The 16,834-nt window shown below is 42.4% G+C and carries 13 protein-coding genes and 1 tRNA gene (1 of these 14 only partly in view); 10 read left to right on the forward strand and 4 right to left on the reverse strand.

Translation table 11 applies throughout. From position 1 onward, the window contains the following. The first annotated feature begins 80 nt into the window (after nt 1-80). The 6 genes from KIT51_04450 to lpxB all read left to right on the forward strand — a co-directional run bounded on the left by KIT51_04450 (nt 81) and on the right by lpxB (nt 9,115). The gene (locus KIT51_04450) at nt 81-3,332 is read left to right on the forward strand and encodes a SusC/RagA family TonB-linked outer membrane protein (protein ID UYN87521.1); all 3,252 of its coding nucleotides are present in this window, start codon (nt 81-83) and stop codon (nt 3,330-3,332) included. Nucleotides 3,333-3,350: 18 nt separating this feature from the next. Then, entirely contained in the window at nt 3,351-5,216 is a 1,866-nt protein-coding gene (locus tag KIT51_04455) for a SusD/RagB family nutrient-binding outer membrane lipoprotein (GenBank protein UYN87522.1), read from the forward strand. A gap of 18 nt (nt 5,217-5,234) precedes the next feature. Beyond that, the gene (locus tag KIT51_04460) at nt 5,235-6,650 is read left to right on the forward strand and encodes a hypothetical protein (protein ID UYN87523.1); all 1,416 of its coding nucleotides are present in this window, start codon (nt 5,235-5,237) and stop codon (nt 6,648-6,650) included. Between the two features lie 134 nt (nt 6,651-6,784). Then, a complete protein-coding gene (locus KIT51_04465; protein UYN87524.1) occupies nt 6,785-7,522 on the forward strand; it encodes a hypothetical protein in 738 nt (245 codons plus the stop codon). A gap of 10 nt (nt 7,523-7,532) precedes the next feature. Beyond that, the gene (locus KIT51_04470; GenBank protein ID UYN87525.1) at nt 7,533-7,952 is read left to right on the forward strand and encodes a 6-carboxytetrahydropterin synthase; all 420 of its coding nucleotides are present in this window, start codon (nt 7,533-7,535) and stop codon (nt 7,950-7,952) included. A gap of 32 nt (nt 7,953-7,984) precedes the next feature. Then, entirely contained in the window at nt 7,985-9,115 is a 1,131-nt protein-coding gene (gene lpxB / locus KIT51_04475) for a lipid-A-disaccharide synthase (GenBank protein ID UYN87526.1), read from the forward strand. A 12-nt stretch (nt 9,116-9,127) separates the two neighbouring features. On the opposite strand, the gene clpX is transcribed toward lpxB, so the two are convergent. From clpX to KIT51_04495, 4 genes are all read right to left on the reverse strand, one after another. Continuing rightward, nucleotides 9,128-10,360, reverse strand: a complete 1,233-nt coding sequence (gene clpX / locus KIT51_04480; protein UYN87527.1) for an ATP-dependent Clp protease ATP-binding subunit ClpX — start codon at nt 10,358-10,360, stop codon at nt 9,128-9,130. Between the two features lie 104 nt (nt 10,361-10,464). Next, the gene (locus KIT51_04485; protein ID UYN87528.1) at nt 10,465-11,136 is read right to left on the reverse strand and encodes an ATP-dependent Clp protease proteolytic subunit; all 672 of its coding nucleotides are present in this window, start codon (nt 11,134-11,136) and stop codon (nt 10,465-10,467) included. Nucleotides 11,137-11,290: 154 nt separating this feature from the next. Beyond that, nucleotides 11,291-12,637, reverse strand: coding sequence for a trigger factor (locus KIT51_04490; protein UYN87529.1), 1,347 nt, complete (start codon nt 12,635-12,637; stop codon nt 11,291-11,293). Nucleotides 12,638-12,711: 74 nt separating this feature from the next. Beyond that, nucleotides 12,712-12,793: transfer RNA gene (locus tag KIT51_04495), tRNA-Leu, on the reverse strand. Nucleotides 12,794-12,937: 144 nt separating this feature from the next. On the opposite strand from KIT51_04495, the gene KIT51_04500 reads away from it, so the two are divergent. From KIT51_04500 to KIT51_04515, 4 genes are all read left to right on the forward strand, one after another. Beyond that, a complete protein-coding gene (locus KIT51_04500) occupies nt 12,938-15,163 on the forward strand; it encodes a bifunctional (p)ppGpp synthetase/guanosine-3',5'-bis(diphosphate) 3'-pyrophosphohydrolase (GenBank protein UYN88498.1) in 2,226 nt (741 codons plus the stop codon). Nucleotides 15,164-15,232: 69 nt separating this feature from the next. Continuing rightward, nucleotides 15,233-15,712 (forward strand): transcriptional repressor, encoded by a 480-nt coding sequence (locus tag KIT51_04505; protein UYN87530.1) that lies wholly within the window; start codon nt 15,233-15,235, stop codon nt 15,710-15,712. 3 nt (nt 15,713-15,715) lie between these two features. Then, complete coding sequence (locus tag KIT51_04510; protein ID UYN87531.1) at nt 15,716-16,048, forward strand: STAS domain-containing protein; 333 nt, start codon at nt 15,716-15,718, stop codon at nt 16,046-16,048. Nucleotides 16,049-16,068: 20 nt separating this feature from the next. After that, nucleotides 16,069-16,834 carry the 5' portion of an adenylosuccinate synthase gene (locus KIT51_04515; protein UYN87532.1) on the forward strand. It continues 518 nt past the right edge of the window, so 766 of the gene's 1,284 nt are visible here — the first part of the coding sequence; its start codon is at nt 16,069-16,071; its stop codon lies off the right edge, out of view.

Below are 16,834 nucleotides of genomic sequence, written 5' to 3' on the forward strand. Positions count from 1 at the left end.
CTAAAATTATCAAGGCAGTACTTTCTTAATTCATCTTGACTGCATATTTTTAACACTTTACTAACTAAAACTTAAACATTATGAGGAGACTTTTACTGAGTTCAATGGTGCTTCTCTTCGCTTTTAGCGCAGCGATGGCACAAGAACGAACTGTCTCGGGTAGAGTAACATCTACTGAAGATGGTTCCCCGCTTCCTGGGGTTAACGTGGTTCTCAAGGGTTCCACTGTTGGAACCGCCACGGATGCAGACGGAAGGTACACGTTATCAGTGCCTGCATCAGGCGGATCACTTGTATTTTCATTTATCGGCTTGCAAACGCAAGAAATTCCGATTGGTGGAAGGTCCGTAGTTGATGTTTCATTGGCACTGGACGCTACCCAGTTGAGCGAAGTCGTAATTACTGGACAAGGTATTGCCAGGGAAAAACGAGCTTTAGGTTATGCAGTTGCAGGTGTGGAATCAGAGGCTATTTCAGCCCGCCCGGTTCAAGATGTTGGTCGTATCCTAATGGGAAAAATTCCCGGAGTAACAATTAACCCTACTGGTGGTACTTCAGGAACAGGGTCTCAGATTAACATTCGTGGTTATTCTACTATTACAGGAAATACGCAACCACTTTGGGTTGTTGATGGCGTTCCTTTTAGTGGTGCTACTAATGATGCCTCTGGTTTTACTACTGGTGGAACAGCTACGGCTACCAGTCGTTTCTTGGATCTTGACCCCAACTCAATTGAAAGCATCAACGTGCTTAAAGGACTTGCCGCAACCGTATTGTACGGTGATCAGGGGCGTAATGGTGTTATTCTGGTAACCACAAAGGCTGGTAGCAAAAAGAAGCGCACTGCTGAAATTATGTTCCAGCAAACTGTAGCCATGAACGAAATTGCTTCGTTGCCAGACTTTCAAAAGAATTACGGAAATGGTTTCCAGCAATTAACGAACACGGCACAGTTTTTTAGTAACTGGGGTGCAAATTACAAGGAGATTGACTCCATAGGACACCCTTATCAGTGGCTGGGTGATCTAACAAGACGTAATCCCTTTTTACAGCAAACTGCCTTTAAGCGGATCCCTTACCAACATTCAATGGATGTAAGGGACTTCTTTAGGACTGGTATGACATCCAATACATCCTTATCAATTTCAGGCGGAACAGATAAAATGGGTGTAACTGCAACAGTGGGCTATACCACCGAAGAAGGTTATGCTCCCGGGAACGACCTAAAGAGGATTAATGCTTCAGTTGGGTTTAATGCAGCGCTAACCGATAAGTTGACCATTAACTCCAACGTAATGTACTCCAACACCGACTTTACCACGCCTCCGCTTAATGCAGCTTCTGGTGGTGGTTCGCAGATTGTAGCCGGGGCACCTCCTTCGTTGTATGCCACATTCTTATATTCCCCCGGAAACTACAATTTGAATGATCTTTCACTTTTTCCTTTTGAGACACCAGTAGACAGGCGCATGGTTTGGTACCGTTCGAACAGCGATATCCCTAACCCTCGTTGGTTAGCAGCACATACCCGCGAAACGGATGTTACAGACCGTATTTTCAACAGTACAACGTTGAATTATGATTTTAACGACCGTCTTTCATTAAGCTATCGTGTTGGTTTCGATTATTATACCCAGCGCCAGAATCGCGAATATAATAAAGGTGTAAGCCCAACTTTCCAACCAATTGACCTTGGAGTATTCCAAACACAGACACTGACCAGCAAGATTTGGAACCACGATGTGATTGTTGGCTATAATCAAAGAATATCTGAAAATATCAATTTCACTTCCAGGGTAGGTTTAAATGCAAGGAACGACTTAATTTCCCGAGATGGCTTGTATTCTGAACAACAAATTGTGTTCGGTTTAATGCGCCACAATAACTTCCAGGTATCGTCTTCCAGAAGTGCTGCTTTTGGTGGCCGGGTATTCTTGTTTGAGCAAGAGTCGCAACGTTACGGTGTGTATGGGGACTTCCAATTCGACTATAAGAACTTTGTATTCTTAAACCTGGCAGGACGAAATGATTGGGTTTCTTTCCTTGAAGAAGGAAATAATACCTTATTCTATCCTAGTGCAAGCGCTTCCGTTGTGTTAACCGATGCATTGCCCAATATCAAGTCCAATGCTTTAAGTTTCTTGAAGTTTCGACTTGGCTATGGAACCTCTGCAGGTTATCCGTCACCTTACAGTACTCGTACAGTTATTGCGTCTAATGCACGTGGATTTTTGGATGTAGGCGGAATAGCTTATGCTGAACATACCATCGCCAATCAATTGGGTAACTCAGGCTTGCGTGGTGAGCTAATCGGTGAGTTTGAAGTTGGTTTCGAAGCAAAAGTTTTGAAAGACAAATTGGGAATTGACTTTACCGTGTATGATCGCCAAACTCGTGACCTCATTACGAATGCACCAATTGACCCCGCGACAGGTTCGACTACCACTTTACAAAACCTAGGTAAGGTATCAAATAAAGGTATTGAAATTGGACTGAATGCTACTCCTGTTCGCTTAGGTAATGGGTTTCAATGGGATGTAATCTGGAATTTTACAGCTGTACGCCCTGAAGTAATTACATTAGGTACCGGGATAGATGAAATCGTACTTGCTGGTTTTACAAACCTTGGGAACTTTGCTATTCCTGGTCGTCCGATGAACATGATTAAAGGAACCGCCATTGCACGCGATCCCAACGGTAATAAAATCGTAGCTGCTGACGGATTCCACGAAATTGACCCGATTATTCGTGAATTAGGAAATCCTAACCCTGATTTCTTAACTACTTTGATCAATACATTCTCCTTCAAAGGAATTATGTTATCCGTTCAACTAGACTACCGTAAAGGTGGTATGATGTACGGTTCAACACCTTCAGCTTTGTTGGCACGTGGCGTTCTTGCCCCGGAAAGTGTTTTAAATCGTGATTTGGCCTTCATTGCCCCTGGTGTAAAGAGAATTGATACCAATGGTGATGGTGTGCAAGATGGTTTTGCCCCAAATGATATCACACTTACCGCTGCTGATTATGGATTTAACCTTCAGTTCGGAGGAAGGAACGACAACGCCATGTATGACGCAACCAATATCCGCATCAGGGAGATTTCACTTGGATACAACTTACCAAAGTCTGTGCTGAGTAAAACACCGTTCAAAACGGCATCGATTACGCTTAACGGAAATAACATTTGGTATTTTGCTTTTGGTGTACCGAAATACACCAAGTGGGATCCTGAAGTGGCCAGTTTGGGTGTGAACCAAGGACTTGGTTTCGATTTCTTGACTGGACCTAGTATGCGTAGATATGGAGCTGTTCTTCGAGTTACTTTCTAATCGATAAACGATTTAACCATGACAAAAAAAATTAAGACGGCTTTATTGGCCTTAACTATAATACTCGCAAGTAGCTGTACGCTTGATCTTAGGGAAGACCCTAATGCTGTACAGATTGAACAGGCGCTTCCATCGCTGTTATTAAACTCAATACAGCGATCATTACCGGCACTTTTTAACGGTGCAAATGGCTCAGGTGCCCAAATGACCCGGCAACTAAATGGTGGTGGTCAGTTGTACCTGAACGCTACCACACCGGAAGGTTTTAATGGCCTTTGGTCTACTGCTTATGCAGATATATTGATGGATATTGATGCTTTGTTAAAAATTGCCGATGCCAATGGATTTGCACGACATGCCGGAATGGCTCGTGTCATTCAAGCCTATACCATAGTGCTTTTAGTGGATTATTTCGGTAATGTTCCTTTTTCAGAAGCGTTTGGTGGTGCATCCAACTTTAATCCCAAGGCAGATGAAGGAGTTGACCTTTATACATTAGCTTTAAATATTTTAGATAAAGCCAAAGAGGATTTAAGGACAGCCCCTACAACCGCTTTGGTCCCTGGATATTTAAATCCAGTTGCTCCAGCAATTCAGGATCAATTCTATTCCAATGACTACAATAAGTGGGTAAGGTTAGCCAATACTTTAAAGCTAAAAATTCACTTAAACCTTCGATTAACACAGCCCGCAGCTTCGACCACGGCTATAAATGCTTTGATCAACGAGGCTCCACTTCCTGCCGGTACAGGTGGGTTTATAACCACGGCAGACCAGAACTTTATCTGGAGGTATGGTACTAGTTTATCAGATCCTGCCGCCCGTCACCCTCGTTTCATCGCTCAATATCCGGGTGGAGGTGGTGACTACCAATCCAACTGGTTTATGTGGCATATGTTCCACAGCTATAACGCTAACAACACGACTACTGCTGGTGTTGCGCCAGGGGACCCGCGCATGCGCTTTTATTTCAATAGGCAAGTAACCTCTAACTCTACCAGTACAAACGAGTTGCGCTGCCTTGGTGAAAGCCGTCCTGACCATTATCCTTCATCTTCCGGCACAGTAATTACACCTAATGCGTTGGCTGGAATACCCCCAATGGGAGAGGATCCTTCCCACCCTTCTAGAAATGCTGCTAGTGCGGCATGGGGTCGGACTTTCTGTACGCCTACTAATATTGGATATTGGGGAAGGGATCATGTTGACCCACAAGGTATTCCTCCAGATGGACTTCTGCGCACTACCTATGGACCTTACCCTGTTGGAGGACGCTTTGACAACAACCATGGTCAGGCAGTAGCCCAAACCCAAGGTATGCGTGGTGCAGGTATGCAACCAATTATGATGCGCTCATTTGTTCAGTTCATGTTGGCTGAGGCTGCTTTGTATTTGGGTACAGGTACTACAAATGCAAGGGTACACTATGAAAACGGTATCAGGAACTCGTTTGCTGATGTGCGTACCTGGTCTGTTGCAGGTACCTTAGGTACTTCGGCCGTAGCCGCCTCACCCAACGAAGCAACCACAATCAATGGTTTTTACTCGGCAACCAATTATGATGCAGATGTAAATAATTATGTATCAGCTGCATTGGCAGCGTATGATGACCGGATTCTTGTAAATAACGATGAGGCCATGAATTACATTGCTCGCGAGTATTGGATTGCTTTGTTCGGTAATGGCTATGAATCCTATAATTTGTACAGAAGAACTGGTAAGCCTACCGGTATGCAACCTGTTATTAATGCAACACCTGGTGCTTTCCCCAGATCATTCTGGTATCCTGCTAATTTTGCTAACCTAAATAACTCTGTTCAGCAAAAGGCAGATTTGACATCTAAGGTGTTTTGGGATAACAACACAACAAACCTTAACTTCTAACCCCTTAAAGGAATAGACATGAAAATTAATCGATATAAAGCGTTAGCTGTTTTAACCCTCTTTGGGGTGTTATTGGCTTGTGAGCCGAATGAGGATTTGTATCCTCTGCCGTATGACAACCGCGAAACAGGATCCTATCTTCGAGTTATCAAGATTTCCTCATTTGTTTGGGATCTTGATGCGTTGGATCGTAGTGGTTTTGAAGCTGTTTATGAATCTGTAGATCGTAATTTTGGTGCTGATCTCACGCGCGTAGAATGGTATGCTACATACCGTTCCGCTGGAGGTTTAATTACCAATGAAGTGCTCGTAAAATCCCTTAATTTCTCTGAAATGGGGTTTGCCAACGTTCCAGAACCCACAGGAAGTAAGTACTTACGTTCAGCACCGATCAAGATTACAGCACAAGAAACCTTGGATGCATTGAACACCCTGACTACTGATCCGGATGGCAACACTTGTTCCGGTATTTTTCCCGATATCTGTCCTGCCTTACCATTCCCGGGTACTTTGGGTTTAGGCGATCGGGTGGTTTTCCGAGTGAAAATTTATGACAATAAGGGTAGAGCTTTCACTGTGAATAACCCTCAGGTAGCCGCAGCCCCAAAACTTGGCAATGCGAACGAGGCTAATATTACACCAAACCTTACTGGTGGTATTTTCTATAGCAGCCCAATGCTCTATACTATGTTTGTACAACGCATGACTGATACAGCAAATGATGATGCTTATACAGGAACTTACCGAATGGCTCAAGTAGCACGTTGGGCTCCTGATTTTGCTACTAATGCTAATAACCTTCAAATCCTGAAGAGCTTTCCGCAACCTTGGATGAGGCCGTTTGTGTTCGCTACTTCAAGCACAGACTCAACTCAGACTGTCACATTACAGAAAGTGCCAAATGGCCTTTCAACAATGCGCCAGTTTACTTGCAAGTATCGCGGACAGGATGTTACTGTAGTTATTAATTTTGAGCGTCAATCTTTTGGCCAGACTGGAGGAGGTCTTACTGGTGCAGCTGGTACTGCTGCTTTGGCAACCATGAATGCAATAAGTAATCCAGCCCCTCCAACAATACCGGGTTTAGGATTCCCTGCAGGTACTACTAATAATAACATTGGTTCAATTATGGTGCCGTTGATCAACACAACAACTAATTGTACACCAGATCGCCAGTTCTACATTATGACTGCCGCTCAGTTCAATCCAACGCTTCCGGGTGCGCCAGGAACATTTAGTGGTGATTTGGAAATGCCAAAAGGTGTACCTAAAAGGGTATTTCCTAACCGGGGTTATTATCGGTTCGATCGCGATGGGTTGACACCAGGAGATGTGTTCTCAATTTCAGTTGATGATGATGTTGATGAGTATGGTAGAAGGAATGGTTATTGTAATTGGTACACTCGTGTTTACCTAACCTTAACTAAACTTTAATCTTTCTGATGTTTTTCCTTGTAAAAGCGGGCTGTCGAAAGGCAGCCCGTTTTTTTTTGGGGGGGCTTTAAAGCCAATTTTTTGGCGTGAAATGTAAGTTTGATTTAACTACCCAGATACTTTAATTTTGAAGTATGAGATATCTACTATTAAAAATACTTTTACTTTCGGGTACAAGCGTTTTGGCGCAAGACGATAATTTGTTGAAGATAACACGTATAAATAATTTTCAACAGCGTATGGCGGCGATTGGAAATGCACCTCAGTCAGGGGTAGCCTTGATGGGCGTTTCTGTTTCGGAGACCTCAGAAGTTTTAGGCGATACTTATTGGGATAAGCATTGGGGCAAATCTTCATTAATGCTAATCAAAGGAGAAGAATTGATTGAAGGTTATTTTACAAGATATGATCTTTACAAAGATGAATTCGAATTCAGGTTGCAGAATAACGAAGTTCGGGTTCTTCCAGGCAGTAAAGTGAGCAATGTAGTTTGGATTGACTCACTTAAAGCCACCCCAAGGTTTTTAACAAATTGCCGAAACTACCTCGAAGATGGCGTGCCTTTAACAGGCTTTATTGAGGTAATTTTGGAGGGAAAAGTTAATTTATATAAAAAGCTAAGGCTTGAAATATTGAAACCTGATTTTAACCCCGCATTGAATGTTGGTAGTAAGGACACAAGGATCCTGAAAAAAGAATTGTTTTACTATAATATTGATAAAGACTTAATTCGGATAAAATCTAGGAAAAGTTTACACTCACTAAAAAGAGGAAACGATAAGTTGATTGATGATTTTATCCGCAAACAAGGAATAAAATTAAATAATGAGGCAGACCTCTTAAAGTTGTTTTCTTTCTATAATTCTTTGTAAACGATCTCCATTGCTCTACATCTCCCGCAAAGAACACTTCAACGCAGCACACAAGCTGTATAACCCTGCCTGGACAAAGGAGAAGAATGTTGCGGTATTTGGCCCCTGCGCCAACGATAACTGGCATGGTCACAACTTTGATTTAATTGTTACTGTAAAGGGCACTCCTGATCCCGAGACTGGATTTGTGGTGGATTTGAAACGGTTGAGTACGCTCATCCGAACTGAGGTGATCGATAAACTGGACCATAAAAACATCAACCTTGACGTTGACTTTATGCAGGGTAAAATGGCCAGTTGCGAAAACCTGATCGTGGAGATATGGAAAATCCTGGAGCGGAACCTGCCCGCTATTACTACCCATGGTAAATTATATTGTGTTCGCCTGTACGAAACCCCAAGAAACTATATTGAGTACTTCGGGGAATAGGACTATCTTCCCGCGTGAATGATTCAACCCCTTTGAAGTTTTATTTTGTTGCCGGTGAAAGGTCGGGTGACCTGCATGGAGGCAACCTAATCCATGTATTGAAGAAAAGACATGCAGGCTTGCTCTGTCGTGGTTTCGGTGGCGACTATATGAAGGAAGCCGGCATGGAAGTGCCCGTTCATTACAACGAAATGGCCTTTATGGGTTTTGTTGAAGTCTTGGCTAATCTCTCCACTATATCCAGGATGATTAAGTTCTGCAAGCAAGACATCCTTGCTTTTAAACCTGATGTGGTGGTCCTTATTGACTATGCCGGGTTTAACCTGCGTATTGCGAAATTTGCAAAACAAAATGGGATAAAAGTTTTTTGGTACATCGCGCCAAAAGTTTGGGCGTGGAATCAAAATCGGGCAATTAAATTAAAAGCAAATGTTGATCGCATGTTTGTTATTCTTCCGTTCGAGAAGGATTTTTTTAAGAAGTTTGATTGGACAGTGGATTATGTAGGAAACCCTGTACTGGATGCGGTAAAAATGCATCAGGCTGCTCGGGAATTTTTAACCCGGAACAAAATACTGAGCGATAAGCCTTTGGTCGCGCTTCTACCAGGCAGCAGAAAACAGGAATTAAAGCGTATTATCCCGTTAATGGCCGAAGTGGCAAAGAAAAATCAAACGTTTCAATTTGTGGTGGCTGCTGTAGATAATTTACCTCAGGAATTTTATAGTGTTTTAAGAGCTGTACCGAATGTAAGTTTTGTTACAGGCGCTACCTATGATTTGCTCACCTATGCGCAGGCTGCAATTGTTACCTCGGGCACTGCCACATTGGAAACCGCTTTGTTCAAAGTGCCCCAAGTGGTAGTTTATCGTACGAGTTCCATAAGTTACCTGATAGCAAAGAACTTAATTCGGGTCCCTTATATATCGCTTGTTAATCTTATTGCTGGTAGGGAAGTAGTAAAGGAAATGATCCAGCAAAAAGCCAATAATAAGGATGTCTCTACAGAACTTAACCTGATCTTAAAGGATGACCAGTACCGCGAGAAAATATTGCACGGGTATAATGAGATTAGAAATATCTTGGATACAGGATCAGCATCTGAAAATACGGCAGACCTTATGTTACACTACCTTCAATCTTCAAATCATCAAATCGATTAATCATCAAATCGATTACGCTACTTTCAGCTTACTGTATTGTGAGCGACTGAATTTTTCTTCAGCGTAAGCGCGGGTAATTACCAGTTTATCAATGGTTTTTTCAGAGGGGAGCTCAAACATGGCATCGTTGATAACAGCTTCGCAAATGCTGCGCAAACCGCGTGCGCCAAGTTTAAATTCAACAGCTTTTTCTACAATAAAATCAATGGCACCATCCTTAAACTCTAGCTCGATATTCTCCATTTCAAAGAGCTTTTTGTATTGTTTTACCAACGCATTTTTAGGCTCTGTTAAAATTTTTCTAAGCGCGGCATGATCAAGCGGGTTAAGGAAAGAAAGTACCGGCAGTCGGCCAATAAGTTCCGGGATCAAGCCAAAACTTTTTAAGTCTTGTGCCGAAACAAACTGGATTAAATTGTCTTTGTCAATATCAGATGGGTGCAGGCCTGAAGAAGATGCAAAGCCGAGGGGCCTGGTGTTTAAACGGTTGGCGATAAATCGGGATATGCCTTCAAATGCACCACCGCAAATAAAGAGGATATTTTCAGTATTCACGCTGATCATCTTTTGATCAGGATGTTTGCGGCCTCCCTGTGGCGGAACATTAACTGAAGTGCCTTCCAATAGTTTTAATAAGGCCTGCTGAACACCCTCGCCACTTACATCGCGCGTAATGGAGGGATTGTCTGACTTACGGGCGATTTTGTCAATCTCGTCTATATAAACAATTCCACGTTCGGCTGCTTCAACATTGTAATCAGCTGCTTGTAATAAACGGGTTAAAATACTTTCTACATCTTCGCCCACATAACCGGCTTCTGTAAGTACAGTGGCATCGGCAATACAAAAGGGAACTTGTAAAAGTTTAGCGAGTGTACGGGCCAGGTAGGTTTTTCCTGTGCCGGTTTCACCCACCATAATAATATTCGATTTTTCAATGGTAATGTCTGAATCCATCTTGCGCTGCATCAATCGCTTGTAGTGATTGTACACCGCTACAGACATCACTTTTTTTGCTTCATCCTGCCCGATAACATACTCATCCAGGAACTTCTTTATTTCCTGAGGCTTTACAAGCTTGAAACTTGGCGTAACACCTGCCTCGGTTTTACTCTTCTTTTCTTCCTGTAAAATCTGGCTGGCCTGAGTAACGCACTTATCGCAAATATGGGCGTGTATGCCTGAAATCATCAGGTCAACATCCTTTTTGTTTCTGCCGCAAAATGAACAGGTTACTTCAGCCATAATTAATTATTCAATAGTTCAATTAGCCAATGAGCCAATGAAATACAAAGGTACCAAATATTTCATAACCCATTGACTTATTGACTTATTGGCTAATCTTCAAATTATTTCTTGCGCTCTAAAACCTCGTCAATCATTCCGTATTCTTTGGCTTCGGTAGCCCGCATCCAGTAGTCACGGTCGCTATCCCGGTCTATTTCCTCAAAGGTTTTTCCTGTGTGCTTAGCCAAAATTTTATACAAATCAGCCCTTACCTCAACGGTTTGGCGCAGTGAAATCTCCATGTCTTTGGAGGTTCCCTGCATGCCCGATGATGGCTGGTGGATCATTATTCGGCTGTGGGGCAGTGCCGATCGCTTTTTGTTTGCCCCGGCTGCCAGCAATACAGCCGACATGGAAGCTGCCAACCCCGTACAGATCGTGGCAACATCCGGGTTAATGTATTGCATGGTATCGTAAATACCCAGGCCGGCATAAACCGATCCTCCCGGGCTGTTGATGTACATAATAATATCTTTCTTCGGATCGGCCGATTCGAGGAAAAGTAATTGAGCAATAAGCAAGTTGGCGATTTGGTCATCTACGCCCATGCCCAGGAATATAATCCGGTCGGAGATTAGCCGGGTAAATACATCAATGGCCCTGAAATTTCCGGGACGCTCTTCGATAACGTATTGCGTCATGTTTTCGATTTTTTGGGCATAGTTGTCGATAGTGTTCCCGCTCATGCCCAGGTGGTGCACAGCGTATTTTCTGAATTCATTGGTATTGTCCATAGGATATAAAAGTTCTGTTTATACGTGTCAAATTATGGTTTTTAGCTGAATAGCTTTACTAAAAGCATCGGAATTCTTTGGGGTAAACCCATTTTAAACAAAAATGGTTTTGGGTGCACCAAAACCATAGTCGTAAAAAGGGGTGTATTTTAGTTTAGTGACGGTGTTCTTCAACAATTTTTTTAAATTCTTCAACACTTACTTTTTTCTCGTTTATACTAATGTTTTCCTTTATGTGCTTCATAATCCGTTCGTTGCGGAGTTGGTTATAAAGCTTCATAAAATTTTGTCCGTTTTCGTTTGAAAGGTAGTTGTCGGCAATGGTATCCAACCGATCGGCCAACTGGCTGGCAATTGCCGGCCCGCCAAACTGGGCAATAATCATTTCCTTAGCCCTGGCTTTTACTTCTTCTGCTTCTACCTTAATGTTGTTGTCTTCGGCAATTTTATTTTTGATCAAATCCCACCTCAGGCTGCGTATGTAGGCATCAAACTCCTGGCCCAGAACCTCGTCAGTTACCTGTCCTTTGCTGGTGGCTTTTAACCAGGTTCTCAAAAAACCTTCCGGTAAATTTATCTTGGTGTTGCTTATAAAATGATCTTCAATAAAGTGTTCGAGAAAATGATCAGTTTCGCGTTGATAGTTGCCCTGAATGGTTTCTTTTATTTTTTGGGTAAACTCTTCTTCGCTTTTAACTGCATCTTTACCAAACACGCGGTCAAACAATTCCTGGTTTACGTCAGCGGGCTCGGTACGGCTAATGGAGGAAAGTTTTAAGGTGTACTTTCCTTTTGTTGCTTTGGCTTCCTCAAGGGTAGTGTCAAGCACTTGAGCAAGATCGGTATGGTCATCAAATAATTTTTCGATATCCAGGCTTACTACATCCTCCTTTATCAAACCAATAAATTTCTTTTGTTCCTTTTTGGAAACTTTATCGGTTTGAATGAAAACAGCTTCTTTCTTAAAAGATCCGTCTTCATTGCTCAATTCCCCAATAAGATTGTCACCGGCTTCGCTGGTTTCCGGATAGTTTACTTTACCAAATCGTTTTTTAAGGTCGGTAACTGTTTCTGCAATCACCTTTTCATCAACTTCAATCGGGTAAGATTTGATTTTTACCTTTTGTGATAATTCGTAGGTGAAATCTTCAACCATACCGATCTGGTAGTCAAACTCAAAATCTTTTTGGTTCTCCCAGTCAATAGCCCGTTCAGCATCTGCCACAGGCAGTGGATCACCGATAATGCGAAGCTTATTTTCGCGGATGTATTCATTTAATTTTTGCGAAAGCAATTGGTTTATTTCTTCAACAAGAATCGATTTTCCAAACATGCGGTTTATTACACCTGTCGGTACTTTCCCAGGCCGGAAACCCTTTATGCTAGCTTTTCGGGCATAGTCTTTTACTTTTTCGTCAACGGTGGGCTTATAATCGGCCTGTTGTAATTTAACCTTAATAATGCCTTCGGTTGTGTTTTTTTTGTCTAATGTGATTTCCAAAGCAATAAATTTTGATGTCGCTGTAATAAATCAAGAACCCTCAACACCGTTGAGGCATTAAGGGTTCTTGTTTGTGCGGATGGAGGGACTCGAACCCCCACGCCTTGCGGCACCAGATCCTAAGTCTGGCGCGGCTACCAATTACGCCACATCCGCATTTTTGGTAATTTCCTTGTTTTTTGTACGGGCTTTACCCGTGTGCGTAAAAGGAGCGCAAATTTATAGATTATTCGGAAATTGGGAAGTCTGATTTTGTGTTAAATTAAAGGTTCTTATTTCACTCATTTAAGCGGCAAACGAATAATGGTAATTGATGTAGAGCAGGAGAAGAAGGAAATCATTGGTCGATACAGGAAACTGCTAAGAAAAGCTAAGCCCGTGCTTAAGGAGGGCGATGCCGGCCGGATTAAGAAAGCCTTCACCATTTCAGTTGAAGCGCATAAGGACATGCGCAGGAAGTCAGGCGAACCCTACATTTTCCACCCCCTGGCCGTGGCCCAAATTTGCGTAGAAGAAATTGGCTTGGGTACAACCTCCATTATTGCAGCTTTGCTTCATGATGTAGTAGAGGATACCGACATCGAATTAAAGGACATTGAGCGGATGTTCGGCAAAAAAGTGGCCCAGATAATCGATGGGCTCACCAAAGTATCGGGCGTATTTGAATTTGGCACCTCCCAACAGGCCGAGAATTTCCGGAAAATGTTGTTCACCCTTGCCGATGATGTAAGGGTTATTCTCATCAAACTGGCGGACCGGCTGCACAACATGCGCACGCTGGACAGCATGCCGCGCAACAAGCAATTAAAAATTGCCTCTGAAACCATTTACCTCTATGCCCCATTGGCGCACCGGTTAGGGCTTAATGCTATAAAAAGTGAGTTAGAGGATTTATACCTGCGCTTTACCGACCGGCCGGTGTACGAATCAATCGCCCAAAACATTGACGACACACGGGCTTCCCGGAATAAGTTTATCAAAAATTTTATGCAACCGATTAAAGAGGAATTGGACAGGCATAAAATCAAGTATGAAATAAAAGGCAGGCCTAAATCCATTTATTCCATTTGGAATAAAATGCGCAAACAAAACATCCCGTTTGAAGAAGTGTATGATCTGTTTGCCATACGGATAATAATTGATGTTCCGTTAGAGAACGAGAAAGCCGTATGTTGGCAAGTGTACTCTATAGTAACAGATTTTTATACCCCTAATCCCGATAGGCTGCGCGATTGGATAAGTACCCCCAAAGCCAATGGGTATGAATCGCTTCACACCACCGTAATGGCTAAAAATGGACAGTGGGTTGAAGTGCAGATACGTACCCAGCGCATGGATGAAATAGCCGAAAAGGGCTATGCTGCCCATTGGAAATATAAAGAAACGGCTTCTGCACACGAGTCTAACCTTGAAAAGTGGTTGGTGAAAGTCCGCGATTCCCTTGCGCAAAATGATCACTCGGCCCTTGATTTTGTAAATGATTTTCGTGGAAATCTCTTCAGTGATGAAGTATTTGTTTTTACACCCAAAGGTGAACTAAAAACTTTGCCGTATGGCGCCACCGCTTTAGACTTTGCCTTCGAAATACACACCCAGGTTGGGTCAAAATGTATTGGTGCCAAAGTCAATAATAAATTGGTCCCGATCAATTACGTATTGAAAAATGGCGACCAAATTGAAATACTTACATCGCAGAAGCAAAAACCCCATGAAGACTGGCTAAGGTTTGCCATTACCTCAAAAGCTAAGAGCCGGATTAAGGATGTTCTTAAAGAAGATAAAAAGAAGGTAGCCGAAGACGGCAAAGAGATCGTCATGCGCAAGCTTAAGCAGATGAAGGTTGAACCGACCCAAATCGTATTTGAGCAGCTACGCGAATTTTTCAACACACCATCGCATTTCGATTTGTTCTACAGGATTGGGAAGGGAATTATACCGGCTTCGGATATAAAACGATTTAAGGACTTCAAACCCAAATCCCCTTTAAAAAACAAACCAAATGTTAGGGTAGCCGATGCCCAAACCATTGAGCAGGAAATCACAAAAACCAAGGGCCGTTACGAAGATATCCTGCTCATAGGCGAAGACATGGACATTGTGGATTACAAACTGGCCAAATGTTGCACACCCATACCGGGCGATGACGTTTTTGGCTTTGTTACCGTAAGCGAGGGTATAAAAATTCACCGTACAACCTGCCCGAATGCAGCCGAGTTATTGGCTAATCATGGCAACCGTGTGGTAAAAGCCAAATGGACTTCACAGCATGAAGTAGCTTTTTTAACAGGGCTTAAGATTAAAGGAACGGACCGCGTGGGCCTCATTAACGATGTTTCCAGAATTATCTCAGAAGAACTGAAAGTAAACATGAGTTCCATGTCTTTCTATACAGATTCCGGCATATTTGAAGGGGAGATAATGCTTTATGTCCACGACACCCGCCACCTTGAACAATTGATCCATAAACTGGAAAAAGTAGAGGGTGTGGTAAAAGTGAGCCGTTTCGATTCCAAGTTGGTTGAATAGTTATTTCAGGTAACCAATACGGGTTTGTAAGCGGTATGCAGGTTCTTATCTTTGCTTCTGATTTTAACAATGTCTGCAGCCATAAATACATACGAAGAGGTAAAAAAGATTTTTTCTGCATACCTCGAAAACAGGGCGCTTCGAAAAACACCGGAACGGTATGCTATTTTAGAGGAAATCTATTCGCGTAACGGGCATTTTGATGTGGAGTCGCTCTACATCAGCATGAAAAATAACAATTATCACGTCAGTCGGGCAACCGTATACAATACGCTTGATCTTCTGGTTGAATGTGATTTGGTAAGCAAACACCAGTTTGGAAAAAACCTGGCGCAGTATGAAAAATCCTATGGCTACAAACAACACGATCATTTAATCTGCACCGATTGCCATAAGGTAATAGAGTTCTGTGACCCGCGCATTCAAAACATTCAGAAAACGGTTGAAGAAATCCTTCATTTTAATGTGATGCACCATTCCCTTATCCTTTACGCATCATGCACCAAGCCTGATTGTGAGAATAAAAGGGGTAAACCATTTAATGGATAAGTCATGAAGTATACCAGTGAAGTAAAAAGCAACACGTTAATCCTTCGCCTTTCGGGCGATCTTATTGGTGAAAATGAGGGTACAAATGTTCTTCAGGTTGCCACCAATGCCTTGCAGCAAGGTGTTAAAAAATGTATTATCGATATTTCTGACCTACGGTATATAAACAGTAGTGGCATAGGGGTGCTCATTACGGTACTCACAAAGTTTCGAAACAAAGGGGGTGAAGTTTACCTTCTTAACCCTTCCGAAGGTGTAAAGAAACTGCTTGTAATCACAAAATTGAATGCCATCTTTCAGGTTGTTAAATCAGAAGATGAGGTTATAGATTTATAGTTTTTCATGGACATCTAAGTATGGCAAAGGTTGATGTATTATTAGGTCTTCAATGGGGAGACGAAGGTAAGGGCAAGATTGTTGATGTATTGGCACCAAAGTATGATGTGGTGGCACGCTTTCAGGGCGGGCCCAATGCCGGCCATACACTAGAGTTCGATGGCATCAAACATGTACTTCATCAAATACCTTCAGGCATTTTTAGGGAGAAGACCAAAAACATTATCGGGAATGGCGTTGTATTAGACCCCGTGATTTTCAAACGCGAAGTAGAGGCCCTTAAAAAGTTTAACCTGAACGTTTTTGAAAACCTGTACATTTCAAAAAAGGCATCTTTAATTATACCCACTCACCGACTGCTCGATCAAGCATATGAGGCATCAAAAGGTGAAAGTAAAATTGGTTCAACCTTAAAGGGCATTGGGCCAACCTATCAGGATAAAATTGGTCGTCAGGGCTTACGTGTTGGCGATATTCTTTCGGATAATTTCAAAAATAAATTTGAGCAGCTTACAAACATCCATTTTGGTATCCTTAAAAATTTTGAATTGAGTTTTGATTGGACTGAGCTCGAAGCTCATTTTATGGATGCAATAAAGTTTTTGAAGCAATTTAAACTGGTTGAGAGCGAGTATTTGATTAATCATGAACTTCAGGAAGGGTCCTCTATTCTGGCTGAAGGTGCCCAGGGTTCTCTGTTGGATATTGATTTTGGAAGCTATCCATTCGTAACAAGTTCAACTACAGTTACGGCTGGGGCATGTACTGGTTTAGGTGTTGCACCTC

It is taken from the genome of Cyclobacteriaceae bacterium, from assembly GCA_025808415.1.
In the GTDB taxonomy this organism is placed as follows: Bacteria; Bacteroidota; Bacteroidia; order Cytophagales; family Cyclobacteriaceae; genus UBA2336.

What these genes read in the sequence shown, in the direction of transcription:
- KIT51_04485 (UYN87528.1), bottom strand. Translation starts at nt 11,136, where the DNA reads ATGGACAATACCAATGAATTCAGAAAATACGCTGTGCACCACCTGGGC.
- KIT51_04510 (UYN87531.1), top strand. Translation starts at nt 15,716, where the DNA reads ATGAAGTATACCAGTGAAGTAAAAAGCAACACGTTAATCCTTCGCCTT.
- KIT51_04465 (UYN87524.1), top strand. Translation starts at nt 6,785, where the DNA reads ATGAGATATCTACTATTAAAAATACTTTTACTTTCGGGTACAAGCGTT.
- clpX (UYN87527.1), bottom strand. Translation starts at nt 10,360, where the DNA reads ATGGCTGAAGTAACCTGTTCATTTTGCGGCAGAAACAAAAAGGATGTT.
- KIT51_04505 (UYN87530.1), top strand. Translation starts at nt 15,233, where the DNA reads ATGTCTGCAGCCATAAATACATACGAAGAGGTAAAAAAGATTTTTTCT.
- KIT51_04455 (UYN87522.1), top strand. Translation starts at nt 3,351, where the DNA reads ATGACAAAAAAAATTAAGACGGCTTTATTGGCCTTAACTATAATACTC.
- KIT51_04450 (UYN87521.1), top strand. Translation starts at nt 81, where the DNA reads ATGAGGAGACTTTTACTGAGTTCAATGGTGCTTCTCTTCGCTTTTAGC.
- KIT51_04460 (UYN87523.1), top strand. Translation starts at nt 5,235, where the DNA reads ATGAAAATTAATCGATATAAAGCGTTAGCTGTTTTAACCCTCTTTGGG.